The following is a 15,286-nucleotide window of genomic DNA, read 5'->3' as shown; positions in this document are numbered from 1 at the left end:
CGCTTCATGGTCCGCATTTCTCGCAGCATGACGCTGCTTTCGTCACTTTAGCCAGACAAACCACAACACACGGCTACCGTCACTCGTGTCACTGGAGTGCCAGGCCCCCCGCGTCGGTCGCCGAACCCCAACGAAAAGGGAGAGCATGAAGATCCTGCATGCCGCCGATCTTCACATCGACAGTCCACTGCGGGGGCTGTCGCGCTACGAAGGTGCTCCGGAGGAGGACCTTCGGCTGGCCACCCGACTGGCGCTGGAGAACCTCGTCCGCCTCGCGATCGAGCAGGCCGTGGACGCCGTGCTGCTGGCCGGCGACGTCTACGACGGGGACTGGAGGGACTACTCGACCGGGCTCTACTTCAGCCGGCAGATGGCGGCCCTCGGGCGGGCCGGAATCCGCGTCTACATGGTCTCGGGCAACCACGACGCGCAGAACCGCATGATGCGCACCCTCAAGCCGCCCGGCAATGTGCACGTCTTCACGACCGACAGGCCCGAAACCGTACGGGACGAGACGGCGGGGCTCGCCGTTCACGGCCAGGGCTTCGCCGAATGGGATCTCAGCGAAAACCTCGCCGTCGGATACCCGGCGCGGGAGAACGGCCTGTTCAACGTCGGGCTGCTGCACACCGGCCTGGAAGGCGGATACACCGACCACAAACGGTACGCGCCCTGCACGGTCGCCGACCTCCAAGCGCGGGACTACGACTACTGGGCGCTCGGCCACGTCCACACCCGGCAGATCCTCAGCCAGGAGCCGTGGATCGTCTACCCCGGCAACATCCAGGGACGGCACGCCCGCGAAACGGGCCCGAAGGGATGCACCATCGTCACCATCGACGGTGAACTCCGGATCGAATCGGTCGTCCACCACGACCTGGACACCGCCCGCTGGGAACACCTCGACGTCGACGTCACGGGCCTCGATGACGCCGACCATGTGCTCGGCCGCGTCCGGCAGCGATTCCAGGAGATCCCGGAGGAGCGGCTGACCGCCGTCCGCGTCACCCTCACCGGCGCGACGTCCGCGCACCTCTCGCTGTGGCGCGACCGCGAACGAATCCTCAACGAACTCCGGGCGGCGGCCGGAGACCAACCGAACCTCTGGCTGGAGCAACTCAAGCTCCGCACCTCCAGCGAGGACCACGGCGACTCCGGCGGGGGCACCACCGGGATCCTGACCGACGTCCGCCGCACGCTCACCGCACTCGGCGCCGACCCCGACGGCCTCGCCGCCAGGCTCTCCAACCACCCGCTCATCGGAAGGATCCCGGCGAAGATCAAGAACTCGGACGGCATCGCCCCCACCGACCCGGCATGGATCGGCAGCCTTACCGACGAGGCGTACCAGCTCGTGGAATCCCTCCTGCAGGAAGCGCGGTGACCGGAATGCGGATCGAACGTCTCGACCTCACCGCCTATGGCGCGTTCGACGGCCACAGCCTGCACGACCTGGGCGCGCCCGGCGTCCACCTGGTCTACGGCCCCAACGAGGCCGGCAAGTCCACGGCGCTCAGCGCCCTCGACGAGTTGCTGTACGGCATCCCGCACCAGTCCCGCTACGCCTTCCGGCACGGCGCCCAGATGCGCCTGAGCGCCCGGCTCTCGGCGGCCGACGGAGTGGCGCTGGAGATCGTTCGCTGGAAGAAGCGCAAGCACGACCTCGTGGACGGTGACGGAGAACCGATCAATGCCAAGGCGTTCGCCGCCTTCCTCGGCGGGATCGACCGCAAGACGTTCACCACCGAGTTCGCCCTCAACAGCGGCGAGCTCCGCAGGGGCGGTGAACTCCTCGCCTCCGGTGAAGGCGACATGGCCCAACTGCTCGCCGCCGCGCGCTCCGGGATGCGTCTCAACGCCGTCCTGGCCAAGATCGACGTCCGCCAGCGCGAGCTGTTCCTGCCGCAGGGGCGCAAACCCGCGATCAATGCCGCGCTGGATCGGCTGAAGGAAGTCCGGCAGAAGGCCAATGACGCCGCCCTCCGGCCCGAGCAGTACCAGGACGCCGAGAAGTCCGTGGCCGAGGCGGAACGATGCCTGGCCGAGACTGAGGGCGAGTTGCGGGCGGCGCAGCGGCGACGGGATGCCAAGCGCCGGCTCCGCGACAGCCTGCCCGCGCTGGACCAGTACCGTGACCTCGAACAGCGGATCGAAGAGATCACCGGCCAGGGACCGATCGCCCCCGACGACATCCGCGAGCAGCTCCCCACCCTGCTCAACCAGCGCGCCGAGCAGGAGGCGGTGCGCTCGACGAACGCCGAACACCTCGAGCAGGTCGAGCGGCAACTCGCCGACACGGGGCAGGACGACTCCCTTCTCCAGCACGCCCACGCGATCGAACAGCTGTCCAAAGGCATCGAAGCGATCCTCGACGAGATGGAGCGACGGGACTCGACGTCCGAGAAGGTGGCGGTCAACCGCACTCAAGCCGAATCGCGGCTGCGCACCGTCCATCCCCACGCGACCCTCGCTGATGAAAGGCTCTACCGGATTCCCGAGGCCCTGCGCCGGGAGGGGCAGAAGCTTCGAGACGACGGTCAGAAACTCCGCGGCACCCTCCATCACGCGTGGGAGACGCTGCAGCGAGGGCGGCTGAAGCGCGAGCAGCACGCCAAGAAGCTCGGCACCCTCCCCGCAGGCGACGACATCTCGCAGCTGGAGAACGCTTACTCGGCGGTCCCCGCCGACCTGCCGGAGAAGCTGGGTCGCACCGAGGCCGACGAGAAGAAGTTGGACCGCCGATTCCATGAGGCGCGGAACCAGCTCGATCTGCCCGAACTGCCGCCGGCCGACGTCCTGAACCTCCGGCTCCCCGGACACGACCAGGTCGCCGAAGCCGGCAAAACCTTCCAGGACTTCGCGCAGAACCTGCACGACCTCAGCGGCGAACTCAACGGCAAGCAGCTGCAACTCGCGAAGCAGCGCCGCCAACTCGACCGGCTCGTCACCGACGACGCGCCACCGACGCGCGAAGAACTCCGGGGCCGGCGCGACGAGCGCGACGAACTCCTCGCCCGGCTCCCCGACGAACCGAGCGTCATGGCCCGGCTCAGCGAGGCCGTCCGGCGAGCCGACGACACTGCCGACCTGATGCTGCGGCACTCCGAGACCGTCAACAAGCGAGCCGACCTCACGCGCGAGATCGCCGAACTGGAGACCGAAGTCCCCGACCTTCAGGCGGCGGTGGAAGACGAGGCCGCCAAGCAGACCTTTTACCGGCAGCGCTGGGAGGCGCTGTGGGAGACGTATCCGGCCGCAGTGCCCGACATCGCCCGCGCGACGAAGGTCCTGGACGACTTCGACAACCTGAAGACGACCGCGCGCGACCTCCAGGACATGCGCATCGACCTGGACGGTCAGCGCGACCACCTCAACGCCCACACGGCCAGCCTCAGGCGGCTCCTGCAACTCGGCGAGGACACCCAGGCCGTCACCGGAACCGCCCAAGCCTCCACGATGTTCGCCGAAACGGCCGAGCTGACACAGACGCGCATCCGCCAACACGAGGAAACCGCCGAGAAGCGCGCAGCGGTACAGCGCGACCTGGCCAACGCGGAAGCCGACTTCGCGGAGGCGGAATCGGAGGCGGCCGGAGCCGAAAAGGCCGTCACCGTCCACGACGAGCAATGGCAGCGGTTCCTGACCGGCGCCGGCCTGCCCGCCGACCGCGACCCCGACATCGCACTCTCCGACCTGGAAAGCCTGTTGGGCGTGGCAGCCGACGTCGATGCGGTGGTCGCCTTGGAGAAGGCCTTCAGCCAGAGCGAGCAGCGGATCTCCGAATTCGGGCGCCTGCTGCAGGAGACACTGCACACCTGCGATCGGAGCGTCCCGGCATCCACGACCGGTTGGCAGCCGGCCATCGACACACTGGCCGACGACCTGACAGCGCAGCAGAACGACGCGCAGCGTCGTAAGGACCTACTCGCCCAGAAGACCGACCTCGCCCGGCAGCAAGGCGACGCGGCGACCGAACTGAGCGCCGTCGAAAGCCGCCTACAGGACTTCTTCACACGCCTCGCCCTGTCCTCGATCAGCGAACTGGAGGCCGCCGCCCACCGTGCCAGCGACCTGCGAGTGACGTCGACCGCCCTCGCCAACGTCCACAAGACCCTCCCGGAAGGGCAGACGCTGGTCCACCTCCGCGAGCAGTCGAAGGAGACATCCGCCGAAGAACTGGCCGAAGAACTCACTGCGCTCGATCGCGGGATCGAGGACCTCGACACGGCCAAAACCGACTGGCTGAAGCAGCGGACGGAACGGCAGGGCGTGCTCAACGGCCTCAACGGGAGCGGCGACGCCGCCCGCGCCGAGGCCGAAGCCGCTCAGATCCACGCCGAACTGGCCGAGAACGCCGGGGAGTACCTGCGCCTGGAGGCCGCGAAACTCGCCATCCGGGCCTGCGTGGAGGAGTACCGCAGCAGCGACCAGGAAACCGTCCTGGCACAGGCTTCCGCGATCTTCACCGAGCTGAGCCGCGGCCGCTACGCCGGTCTCGAACTCTCCGACGAGGAGCGCCCGAGCATCCGCGCCAAATCGTCCACCGGCACGCTGCTCGCCCCAACCGCCCTCAGCGAAGGGACCCGTGACCAGCTGTACCTGGCGCTGCGGCTGGCGACCCTCGAACGCCACGCCGTCGCCGGCAACGCCCTCCCGATCGCCGTCGACGACATCTTCATGACGTTCGACGAAAGGCGAACAGAGGCGGCGCTCCGCGTCCTGGACGCCATGGCGGCCCGCTTCCAGATCATCGTCTTCACCCACCACGAGCACGTCGTCCGCAGTGCCGAGAAGGAACTGCCTGACGGACGTTGCCACATTCACCGGCTGCCGGCCTGAACCAGGTCCGTACCCGTCCCCATCGCGCCGAGCCGGTACTGCTCGTGTCTGGGGACGGGTACGGCGTTTTTCGTGATCCCCGGTGGGACGCAGGCGGATCTGTGTGGCGCTCCCTCGCTTCGGCCTTATGGGACAGAGAGCGAGGGCTTGCCCTCTGGTTGAAGAAGCACGCTCGGGAAGCGTCGCTTCTACGTGCGGTCGGTGACACCGCGCAGCGCCTCGGTCGCCTGCGCAGGCGTCGGTAGGGTCATCGGGCGATGGGGCAGCTTTCGCGGGCCGTCGACCTCGATGTAGTGCGTTGGGCCGTAGGCCCAGGGCCCCGAGATGAGAGCGACCACATTTGGCATCCGCCAGGTTCGGAGCAGTTGGAGGACGACATCGGCGTCGTGGCCGGGTGCTGCGAACCAGGCGATCGGTGCGGTCTCTTGGTCAGGGGCGCTGGTCTCGCTGGCGGGCACCCGCTTGGTCTCCGACTCGATGTATTCGATGGCGTTCTCGAGCAGGTCGGTCAGGTAGAGACGATCTCCAAGGGCTTCCCCCAGGTCGTCGTCGATGAGGTGGCCGAACAGGCGAACGAGGTTGGCGTCGTCAATGACGATCTGCGAGATGCCGTCCTCGCAGGCGAAGGCTTCGATCAGTGCCGCTCGTTGGAGACCCGCAGCCCCAGGGCCGATCAGCCCTGCTCCGTGCGGGGCGCCGAAGAGGTTGATCAGAAGGTCGTCTCGGCCCTCGGAATCTGTGCTCGGCTTCTTGTGCTCGTGGGCGAATCGGCGTTCGACGAGGGCGCGGACGTGGTTTCGGATCACGTGGGGTGGCCGCCAGTTCGAGAAGGACGACCTGGCGGTGTTGATGAGCCGCGGTCGGCGTTGCTGCGCGGCGTCCGAGCCGGCCAGGCTGTCTCGCTGGCGGCTGGTCGGCGCGGGGTCGTTCGTCATGTTCACTCCTGGTCGGTTGCCGGGGCTGCTAGAGCACGATGGAACCGAAGACCCGCAGGTCACTGGGGTGAGTAAAACCCGTCGTGGTTGCAATTGATCAGCCGTGCCAGGGCGCCGACGAGCTGCCGGATGCCTGGAGTTCCGATGAGGGTGGCTTTGACGGCTGCCGGAGCGGCCGTGGTGGCTTCTGCTCATTGACGCGAAACACTCACCCGCCAGGCCATGTCACTCTTACGCATTGGGTCGCTACGCTCTGTGCCTGGAGGTGGTCGAGTGGGCTCTGAGGTGGAGCAGAAGGCGACGCGGCTGTTGAAGGGCATCGTGCCGGACGAGTTGCTGGCCTCCTACACCCGGCTGCTGGCTGATGGGGGCTGCCAGCAGGCCGAGGTGCCGGACCTGGTCGGCGGGGCCGAGCAGGTCGAGGCGCTGACGCGGTCGGGGATGGCGCACGTCCAGTCGTCCGGGCCGGCGCTACCGCAGCGGCTCGTGCCCGTTCCGCCCGATCTCGCGCTGCAGGGGACGCTCGCAGACCTGACGCGCCGGCTCGTCGCCGACCAGGAGCGACTGCTCGACGGGCAGCGGCGGATGGCCGAGACGCATCCGTGGACGAGTTCGGCGGTCACCGAGTCCGATGACCGGCTGGTGCGGATCATCACCGACCGCGAAGAGATCAGCACCGTCTCCCGCGCGCTGATCAGCGCGGCCCGCCACGACTGGATGACGCTGGACAACCAGTCCGTCGAGCGGCCGATGGACGAGTTGACCGCGGTCCCGCCCCCGCCGTCCTTCGACGGCCACATCCGATGCCGGGCCATCTACGAGAGCGCCTGTGCCGAGCACCCCGTCGGCCTCAAGACGATCGAGATTGCCGTCGAGGCAGGTGAGGAAGCTCGCCTGCTGCCCCGGGTCGGCATGAAGATGAAGCTGGCCGACGAATCGATCGCTATGCTGCCGCTGACCCCGACAGGGATGTCGGGGGCGCTGCTGATCCGCTCCTCGGTCATCGCCGGGGCGCTGCGCGAGTACTTCGAGATGCTGTGGGAACGCGCGGTTCCTATCGGGGCCGTCAGCGCCGAGAGCCCGCTGAACGACAAGGAGCAGAAGGTCTTCAGCCTGCTCGTCGAAGGGGTCCCGGACACCGTCATCGCGAAGCGGACAGGGATGGGCCTGTCCACCGTGCGACGGCACTCGGCGACCATCCGCGCGAAACTCGGCCACGACCATCACCACTTCGCCGCCGGAGTCGCCGCCGTGCGCCGCGGCTGGATCAAGTAGCCCCTTCAACCCCTGGAAAGGTCGCAATGCCCGGCTACCGTGACTTCGTGCCCCGGCAAGGCTTCCAAGCGACCCTCGCGTTGTCTCCGGACGCGACCACGGTGGCCTACTCCAGCAACGCCGGCGGACACTTCGACCTGTGGACCGTCCCGGTCGCCGGCGGTGAGCCTCAGCAGCTGACCCGCCTGGCCGATCAGGCCGTCCGGAAGATCGCGTGGGCTCCGGACGGCAAGAGCCTGGTGTTCACCGCCGACCGTGAAGGCGATGAGCAGTACCGGCTGTACCGCATCGGGCTCGACGACGAAAACCCGACCGAGATCAGTTCGGGGCGCGACTGCCAACGCGTGCTGGCGAGGTCGCCGTTCGACGCCGACGGCCGCTTCCTCGTCTACGCCGCCAACGACCGCGACGCCACCGTCCAGGACGTCCTCATCCAAGATCTCGCCGAGGAGACCGAGCGCCGCCTCCAGCCGCCGGCGGGAGTGGTGTTCGAACCGATCGGGATCTCCCCGGACGGACGGTGGCTGCTGACCGGAGGCTTCCGCTCCAACAGCCAGGTGGACGCCTACCTGATCGACCTTCACAGACACGACCGCCGAACCGACATGCGTCACGGCGGAACATGGGGACGGGTTCTTCGAGCCCAGCGTCTGGGCGGCCGACTCCTCCGGCTTCTACCTGCGCACCGACCTGTGGGGCGAGTACACCTCGGCCGCCTTCTACCGTCTGGACACCAAAGCCCTGGAACCGATCGCCCGGCACGATTGGGACGTCGAGCACATCGACATCGCCGGCGACACGCTCGTGTGGTCGGTCAACGAGGACGGACGATCCACCCTTCATGCTCGCCACGGCGAGGACACACCACTGCTCCCCTCCATCCCACGCGGCGTAATCGCCGCGCTGGCAACCGCACCCCGAGCCGAACCGGTCGTCGTCCTCCTCGACACCGCCACCCGGCCCACCGAGATCGCCGCCTTGGACCCAGCGAACGGCTTCCGGTACCTCACCGACACCCGCCCACCGGCGCTCAGCGTCGTCGAACCGGTCGAACCGGTATCAGTCGTCTATCCGGCGTCCGCAGGACGAGATGTTCACGCACTGCTGTACCGGCCGAAGTTCCCAGGCCCGCACCCGGTCCTGCTGTCGATCCACGGCGGACCCGAAGCACAAGAACGCCCGATGTATCTGCGATCTGGCCTCTACCAGCACCTGCTCAGCCAAGGCATCGCCGTCTTCGCACCCAACATCGCCGGGTCCACCGGATACGGGACGAGGCACCAAAAGCTCATCTACCGCAATTGGGGCGGCTTCGACCTCGACGACCTCGACCACGCCACCCGCTACCTACAAGCAGACTCCGGAATCGACGGTGACCGCATCGCTGTCATGGGCGGTTCCTACGGCGGCTTCGCCACACTGTCCTGCCTGGCCCGGCTCCCGTACCAGTGGGCCGCCGGCGTCTCGCTGTGCGGACCGACGAACCTGGTGACACTCGCCCGCGCGTGCCCGCCGACCTGGAAGCACTTCGTCGCCACCGTCCTCGGCGACCCTGACACCGACGCCGAATACCTCACGCAACGCTCACCGATCACTTACGCCGACGCCATCACCGCACCGCTGTTCGTCCTGCAAGGCGCCCGCGACCCGCGCGTCCCCCGCGCGGAAGCCGACCAACTCGTCACCCGCCTGCAGGACCGCGGCATCAACGTCCGCTACGACGTCTTCGACGACGAAGGCCACGGATTCACCAACCGCGACAACGAACTACGAGCCTATGAAGAGATCGCACAGTTCCTCTGTGGCCACCTGATATAGCCGGGCGCCTGTCATCAAGGCAAGCTCTCCCTTTACTTGAGAAAAGAACAAGAAAAGGGAAGATGGAACGCAAAGCTTTGTTCGCTAACGTTCCATTGTGCTCAAATTCCTGTCTCCATTGACCTTGTTCAAGGACCCGGAAATAGCGCCGCTGTTCATCGCGCGCCTTGTCTCCAGTGCAGGTGTCGGATTCGGAGAACTGGCTCTGGCCTGGGGCGTCATGGGTCTCGGCTACGGCCCCGGCGGACTCTCCCTCGTACTGGCCTGCAACTCGGTCCCCGCCCTCATCATCTTCACCGGTGTAGTCGGCGACCGGTTCCGGCGCCACCACATCCTCATCGCCGCCGAAACCATCACCTGCATCGCATGGCTGGCACTCGGCGCCTGCTTCCTTACAGGACAAGCCCCGCTCCCGCTGCTGTGTGCACTGGGAATGCTGTCGGGCATCGCCACGGCGATGTTCCTGCCGACCATCCGCGGAATCACCGCCGACCTCCTCTCGGGGCGGGAGCGGCTCGACGGCAACGCGATCGTCAACCAGACCGAATCCATCGGCCTGGCCTCATCCGGCATGGTCGTCACCGCCCTCGGCCCCGGCTGGGCCGCATCAACCCGCGGGGTCCTGTGCGCGGTCAGCGCCTTCATTCTCAGCCGCCTCAACACACCCCGCTGGCAGAAGACCAAGAACAGCGTGCTGCGCGACCTGCGCATTGGGTGGCGCGAATTCACCACCCACCGCTGGGTGTGGATCATGACCCTGGAGTACACCGTCGTCATCATCGCGATGGTCTGCTACGACTCCATCGCGGCCCCGGTCTACATGGCTCACGGCCACGCGGTGCACAGGCCTGGGGCATCATCTCCGCCTGCGAATACATCGGCGCCCTGGCCGGCGCGTTCATCGGCACCCGCTGGAAGCCGTCGCGACTCGTCCTGGCCGTCGCGACTCGTCCTGGCCGCCGCGGCACTTCCTGCCGCCGGAGCGATCCCGATGATCCTCATGGGCGTCGAAACCCCGTGGCTGCTCCTGGCCGGCGCCGCCATCCTCCCCGGAGCATGCGAAGCGATCTACTACGTCCTCTGGACGACCGCGCTCCAGGACACCTTCGCCCCCGACGTCCTCGTCCGCGTCAACAGCTGGAACATCATCGCCAGCTACATCCTGATGCCCGTCACCCTACTGACCGCCGGCCCGCTCGTCGACCAGCTCGGCCCGCAGCCCACCATCCTCGGTACCGCCGCCCTCACCGTCCTGGCCACCGCCTGCTCGCTCGTGGCACTCCGCTCCACTGCCACCATGCCCGCGGCCGTGAAGGCTGGAGACCTCTGGCCGATTAACGATGCTGAGGGGAGTATGCGGTGAGGTGTGCGGGACGGCACAATATCGACCCATGACAGAACCGCCGCACAGCGGCCAGTCCTCCAATCCTGGACTCCCTGGTCAGTCGTCTTACCAGGGTCCGCGCAGCGGTCCCCTCGATTCCGAGCACAGGTCAGCGGTGCTGGACGACGCCCGACCGGGCTCGGAGCCGTCCGCCCACCTGGCCCCCGGTGTCGTCCTTCCCGGGAGCGTGCCGGCGGGCCGGGTTCGTCGATGTGCGGCGGGACTTGTGGACGCCCTGCTTCTGGGCGCGGTGATGGAGCCGCTCACGAGGCTCGCCGCTCATCCGGACCGGGGGCATGCGGTGGTCGGTGGTGCTTTGCGGCACCCGTGGGAGAAGTACGACGTGCCGCTGCTGCTGGCCGGTCATGCGGTCCTGCTGGTTGTGGGCATCGCCTACTTCACCATCCTGCACTCGGGCTGGGGGCAGACGTTCGGCAAGCGCCTGCTGGGTATCCGGCTGATGAACGCGGACGGTTCAACGACCGCGAGCCGGCGCCAGATCGTCAGGCGTGCGGTATTCGTCGGCCTGGTCCAAGTCGCCCAGTTCATGCTCGCCGACCTGGTGCCGTTCGGCAGTCTGCTCGGTCTTCTCCTTTTGCTGGACTCGGCATGGATTCTGTGGGACCAGCGATGCCAGGCAATCCACGACAAAGTGGCTGGCACCGTCGTGGTCCGAGCCCTACCGGGAGCGCCGAACCCGTACGCCCGGGGGCGCCTTTCACCTTCCGGCGCATAGTCGGACACTCGGACATTTCCCGGCCACGGTGCCTCGTCGAGAAGGCACTGTCGGCCAGGTCGAGGGTCGGTGGCTGCACAGATCAGTTCGACATTCCTGCGCCACGCCGGTGATGACACTGGCCGACGCAGTCAAGTTCAGGAACTGTGGAGCGCAAACAGTCTTACATGTTCTCCTCGGATACCAAAAGCTGCCAGACATCGTCTACAGAAGGGAGTCTGCATGGACCTGACAACGACTCACCGGAGGACCTCACTACATGGTCGATCACGAGACCCACACAGACGAGCGCACCGAACTCCTCGCCGGCGAGCTGCATGAACGCGCTCGCACGCTCAACCATCTGACTCAAGGGCCGCCTGGCCTGACACGGCCGGAGGCCACCTACACCGTCCTGGCAACCTGGCCCAGACCGCGTTCCGCCTCGTCCAGACCGCCGAGCAACTGGACGCGTTCCTCAACCGGGAACTCGACGCCGGACGGCTCGGACACCATCGCGGCGACGACCCCGTCCCGACCGTCCTGAAGGCCCACGATGCGCTGGCCAAGGCAACCGAGCAGTCCATGGACCTGGGTGAGTCCTTCCGACGCGCTCAAGGAGCGCTCGCCGACATCTACGGAACCGAACACGACACCAAGGCGCTGCAGCAGGCAGCCACCCAGGAGCAGACGCCGACGGACGAGCACACCAAACCGTCCCCGGCGGAGATCCAGTCGGCGGCCAAGGACTTCCCGCACCGCATCGGCGACGTCCTATCCGGCACCCGAACCAGTCCGCCCCCTTCGGAGTATCGCCCGAGCCCCAAGCCGCCGCCTCCACGTCGCGAGATGTAACTCGATGTGGCTGGGCGCCCGACCTATCTGAGTCAGGTGTCGCCCTCTCCATGGAACGACAGGTCGTGTTCCTGCAGGGTCAGCCGTAGCGTCTTCAGCGCGTTGGGGCCCATTCCGTGAAGGGACGCGATGTCGCTTTCCCTGGCCTGGGCGAGTTGCTCAAGGGTGCTGTAGCCGGCGCCCGCGAGCGCTCGCCTGGCCGGGGCGGCGAGCTTGGGCAGCGCGGTGCTGTGGTCAGTGCTCATCGGTGACCGTGTCTGCCCGAGAGCCCCACCCCGCCGACTGCGGCCAACCGGGTGACGATGTCGTCCTCCATTGCACCAACCTATCGGCCCATCCAGCGGCGATCGAGTGTCAGCCTCGAACGCCTGGCAGGGCAACCGCACCGTGGAGGACGACCTCTGCCCACGCAGGGGCAAGATATGGAATTCGTGCACTTATTGGTTGCTGGACCGGGCGCGGTCCAGCACGGAGCAGTCGGATCGAGCGCGATCCGTGGGGGTGGGAACGGTAGTCGAGAAGAGTAGTGGGCCGGCGGCTGTGAATCGGCGTGCGCGTCGCAGTCCGCGTCGGGAGCGGTCGGTGCGGTTTTCGTTGGCGGATGAGGAGCATGCGCTGGTGCGGGCAGCGGCGGCGGGGGAGCGGCTGGCGGTCGGTGCTTATGCGGCGCAGGCGGTGTTGGCCGCGGCGCGTGGCAGTGCGCTTCCGCAGTATGCGTTGTTGCGGGAGGCGCTGGCGACGGTGATGCACGCGGCTCAGCAGGTGCGGCGGATCGGGGTGAACCTCAACCAGGCTGTGGCTGCATCGAATGCGGGGGAGCCGCCGCTCCAGCTTCAGCGGTATGCCGAGGTCGCCGCGCGAGCGACCCGCAACCTGGATGCTCTGGCCGAAGAGGTGCGCCGGTGCCTGCCGTGACAGCGGAAGCCGAAGGTTGATCGGCAAGGTTCTGCGGGGGAAGCGGGTCGAGGGCTTGATCCGATACCTGTACGGGCCCGGGCGGTTGGGAGAGCATCATGATCCGCGCATCGTGGCGGGCTTCGACGAGCCGGGCGAGTTGGAGCCCCCTATTAGGGCGGACGGCAGTCGGGACTTCCGGCGGCTGGACGGGCTGCTGTCCCAGCCGCTTGCTCTGCTGGGGGAGCGCAACTACCGCAAGCCGGTGTGGCATCTGGCTCTGCGGGCGGCGCCGGAGGATCCGATCCTGGACGATCATCAGTGGGCCGAGATCGCAAGGGAGATGATGGCTCGGACCGGGCTGGCGGCCGATGGGGACGATGACGCCGTCCGGTGGATCGCCGTCCGGCACGGCGAGGACCACATCCATGTGGTCGCGACCCTGGCTCGTATCGATGGTGTCCGTCCGGATGTGTGGAACGACGGGTACCGGGTCCGGGACGCCTGCCGGGCGATCGAGCAGCGGTTCGGGCTGCGGTCCACGGCCCCGGCGGACCGGACGGCCGCGCGCCGTCCCACCCGCGGCGAGATCGAGAAAGCCGTCCGCCGCGGCCGGCCGGTGCCGCCTCGTACGCTCCTGCACCGCAAAGTCCAGACCGCAGCAGCCGGCGCCCGCACCGAAACCGAGTTCTTCGACCGCCTACGCGCCGACGGCGTCCTGGTCCGACAACGCTTCAGCCACAGGACGGCTGATGAAGTGACCGGCTACGCGGTGGCCTTGGCCGATGATGTCAACGCGGACGGAGAGCCGATCTGGTTCGGCGGCAGCAAGCTGGCCGCCGACCTCACCCTGCCCAAGCTCCGCACCCGGTGGACAGCCGCGGATGGCCCCGTCCGCGCCCCGTCCGTCGTCCGTCCGCTAGACCGATGCCACCTGTCCGCGCGGACGAGACGGGCCCTGCTGCGGACGGCCGTCCGCCGCGCCGCGGACCAAGCCCGGACGACCACCCAGTTCTTCCACCGACTCCAAGACGAAGGGTTCCTGGTCAAGCCGCGCTACAGCCAGACCGTCCCCGGCCAGATCACCGGCTACGCAGTCGCCTTTCCAGCCGACAACGTCACCGAACCGAAATGGTCTCCCGGCAGCCGCCTAGCCGAGGATCTTTCCCTGACCAGGCTCCAACAACGCTGGGCCTCGTCTTTCCGGCACCGGACGCCGGCCACCGATCACGACGATCTGACGCCGGAGGAACGGCAGGCCTTCTACGACGACGCAGCCCGCGCCGCCTCCTACGCCACCGCGCAGATTCGCCGCCACCTGGCCACCAACCCGCACGCCGCGCAGGACGCCTGCTGGGCCGCCTCCGACGCCCTTCACACTGCGGCCCAGGCCACCGGCAACCACCACCTCCACCACGCCGCCAACAGCTACGACCGCGCAGCCCGCGCACCCTACGGCCGCATCCCACGACCGACTCCTGCCGGCAATGCACTGCGCACCACGGCACGACTTCTCGCGCTCGCCGGCTCCGTGAAGGACCGAACGACGATCTCCACCATGCTGCTCGTCGCCAACCTCATCACCCTGCTGGACACCATCACCGAGATCCGTCGCCTGCAGAACCACCGGGCCCAAGCCGAGGCAGCCCGTCAAGCCTCCGCTCAGACTCGCCTGGCGAGAACCACTGCCGATGATCCGGCAAGACGAGTACCTGACCCAACGGCCACGGTCTCGCCCGCTCGCCTGGCCATGACCGCCTTCCCAAATCCCTGGGCTCCTCTGCACACCGACACCTCCGACCCAGCGAGACCAGATTCCCCCGCTCCTTCGATCCGCCCAGGAAGGCACCTCTAAACAACACCCGGTCAACTCGGAGAGGCCACGCGACTCGCCGAACGCTTATGGTAGTTGAGTAACTACAGTAAGTGCTGCATCGTTCTACTGACTTTGATTGACGGACGCCCGGTCCGTCAACCGATGCCGACAGGGGAGCGATGAAAACGCTGGCAGCGGACAGGCAGCATGAGCTGGATGTGCGGCGCGAACGCCTACCGTGGTCGCACTTCGAGCACCCGTCTACCTCACCCGCTACAGCCCACCACCCGACGAAGACGCCCTCCCCTTCGACCAGGACGACGGCACCTACGACACCGGCTAGTGATTCGCCTGAAACAGCACCCCGCCCATACGCCCACCAAGACCGACACTACGGAGCCTCGCCCCATGCAGCACATGAAGTACAGCGACCTAGCAGACTTGCCCACGGTCGTCGACATAACCACCGCCGCCCGAGCCCTCGGCCTCTCCCGCTCCTACGCCTACTACCTCGCCAAGCACGACAAGTTTCCCTGCAAAGTCATCCGCATTGGCGCCTGCTACCGAGTCCCCGCTTCTGCTCTCCGCGCTCTGCTGAGCCCAGACGAGACGCCCGCGGTGACCACCTAGGACCTTTAGAGTGAGGGGCCAGGGAGCACTTGCTGAACTCGCCTCTCGCCAGTCGGGACTGTCCGAAAGATCGTGTGGGTGGGGTGGTGATCCGGAAGGCTGGGGCCGATGCCTCGGCCGGGAAG

At 67.5% G+C, this 15,286-nt stretch carries 14 protein-coding genes; 10 read left to right on the top strand and 4 right to left on the bottom strand.

Annotation, left to right across the window (positions count from 1 at the left end):
* Nucleotides 1-145: 145 nt before the first annotated feature.
* A complete protein-coding gene (locus tag ABD296_RS36560; protein WP_344278266.1) occupies nucleotides 146-1,384 on the top strand; it encodes a metallophosphoesterase family protein in 1,239 nt (412 codons plus the stop codon).
* A gap of 5 nt (nucleotides 1,385-1,389) precedes the next feature.
* A complete protein-coding gene (locus ABD296_RS36555; protein WP_344278303.1) occupies nucleotides 1,390-4,839 on the top strand; it encodes an AAA family ATPase in 3,450 nt (1,149 codons plus the stop codon).
* 188 nt (nucleotides 4,840-5,027) lie between these two features.
* On the opposite strand, the gene ABD296_RS36550 is transcribed toward ABD296_RS36555, so the two are convergent.
* Nucleotides 5,028-5,774 (bottom strand): hypothetical protein, encoded by a 747-nt coding sequence (locus ABD296_RS36550; protein WP_344278263.1) that lies wholly within the window; start codon nucleotides 5,772-5,774, stop codon nucleotides 5,028-5,030.
* A gap of 273 nt (nucleotides 5,775-6,047) precedes the next feature.
* On the opposite strand from ABD296_RS36550, the gene ABD296_RS36545 reads away from it, so the two are divergent.
* Nucleotides 6,048-7,049 carry a hypothetical protein gene (locus ABD296_RS36545; protein ID WP_344278260.1) on the top strand — a complete coding sequence of 334 codons (1,002 nt, stop codon included), beginning with the start codon at nucleotides 6,048-6,050 and terminating at the stop codon, nucleotides 7,047-7,049.
* Nucleotides 7,050-7,054: 5 nt separating this feature from the next.
* On the opposite strand, the gene ABD296_RS36540 is transcribed toward ABD296_RS36545, so the two are convergent.
* Nucleotides 7,055-7,663, bottom strand: coding sequence for a hypothetical protein (locus ABD296_RS36540; protein WP_344278257.1), 609 nt, complete (start codon nucleotides 7,661-7,663; stop codon nucleotides 7,055-7,057).
* A gap of 190 nt (nucleotides 7,664-7,853) precedes the next feature.
* Between ABD296_RS36540 and ABD296_RS36535 the strand changes: the two genes are divergently transcribed.
* The 3 genes from ABD296_RS36535 to ABD296_RS36525 all read left to right on the top strand — a co-directional run bounded on the left by ABD296_RS36535 (nucleotide 7,854) and on the right by ABD296_RS36525 (nucleotide 10,987).
* Entirely contained in the window at nucleotides 7,854-8,867 is a 1,014-nt protein-coding gene (locus ABD296_RS36535; protein ID WP_344278254.1) for an alpha/beta hydrolase family protein, read from the top strand.
* Nucleotides 8,868-8,964: 97 nt separating this feature from the next.
* A complete protein-coding gene (locus ABD296_RS36530; RefSeq protein WP_344278251.1) occupies nucleotides 8,965-10,230 on the top strand; it encodes an MFS transporter in 1,266 nt (421 codons plus the stop codon).
* Nucleotides 10,208-10,987, top strand: a complete 780-nt coding sequence (locus ABD296_RS36525) for an RDD family protein (RefSeq protein ID WP_344278248.1) — start codon at nucleotides 10,208-10,210, stop codon at nucleotides 10,985-10,987. Before ABD296_RS36530 ends, ABD296_RS36525 begins: the two co-directional genes overlap by 23 nt.
* A gap of 384 nt (nucleotides 10,988-11,371) precedes the next feature.
* Here ABD296_RS36525 and ABD296_RS36520 read toward each other — a convergent pair whose 3' ends face one another.
* Nucleotides 11,372-11,521 carry a hypothetical protein gene (locus tag ABD296_RS36520; protein WP_344278245.1) on the bottom strand — a complete coding sequence of 50 codons (150 nt, stop codon included), beginning with the start codon at nucleotides 11,519-11,521 and terminating at the stop codon, nucleotides 11,372-11,374.
* A gap of 30 nt (nucleotides 11,522-11,551) precedes the next feature.
* On the opposite strand from ABD296_RS36520, the gene ABD296_RS36515 reads away from it, so the two are divergent.
* Nucleotides 11,552-11,821: a hypothetical protein gene (locus ABD296_RS36515; protein ID WP_344278242.1), complete on the top strand. Its 270-nt coding sequence runs from the start codon at nucleotides 11,552-11,554 to the stop codon at nucleotides 11,819-11,821.
* 32 nt (nucleotides 11,822-11,853) lie between these two features.
* Here the strand turns inward: ABD296_RS36515 and ABD296_RS36510 are convergent, their stop codons facing one another.
* Entirely contained in the window at nucleotides 11,854-12,066 is a 213-nt protein-coding gene (locus ABD296_RS36510; RefSeq protein WP_344278239.1) for a helix-hairpin-helix domain-containing protein, read from the bottom strand.
* A gap of 337 nt (nucleotides 12,067-12,403) precedes the next feature.
* On the opposite strand from ABD296_RS36510, the gene ABD296_RS36505 reads away from it, so the two are divergent.
* From ABD296_RS36505 to ABD296_RS36495, 3 genes are all read left to right on the top strand, one after another.
* Nucleotides 12,404-12,736 carry a hypothetical protein gene (locus ABD296_RS36505; protein ID WP_344278236.1) on the top strand — a complete coding sequence of 111 codons (333 nt, stop codon included), beginning with the start codon at nucleotides 12,404-12,406 and terminating at the stop codon, nucleotides 12,734-12,736.
* Entirely contained in the window at nucleotides 12,630-14,570 is a 1,941-nt protein-coding gene (locus ABD296_RS36500) for a relaxase/mobilization nuclease domain-containing protein (protein WP_344278233.1), read from the top strand. The genes ABD296_RS36505 and ABD296_RS36500 overlap by 107 nt, the downstream gene beginning before the upstream one ends.
* Before the next feature lie 378 nt (nucleotides 14,571-14,948).
* Nucleotides 14,949-15,161 carry a helix-turn-helix transcriptional regulator gene (locus ABD296_RS36495; RefSeq protein ID WP_344278230.1) on the top strand — a complete coding sequence of 71 codons (213 nt, stop codon included), beginning with the start codon at nucleotides 14,949-14,951 and terminating at the stop codon, nucleotides 15,159-15,161.
* Nucleotides 15,162-15,286: the final 125 nt, after the last annotated feature.

The sequence above is a fragment of the Actinomadura napierensis genome (genome assembly GCF_039529375.1).
In the GTDB taxonomy this organism is placed as follows: Bacteria; Actinomycetota; Actinomycetes; order Streptosporangiales; family Streptosporangiaceae; genus Spirillospora; species Spirillospora napierensis.
Note: the sequence above shows the minus strand (reverse complement) of the source record. Positions and strands in the feature narration are given on the sequence as shown.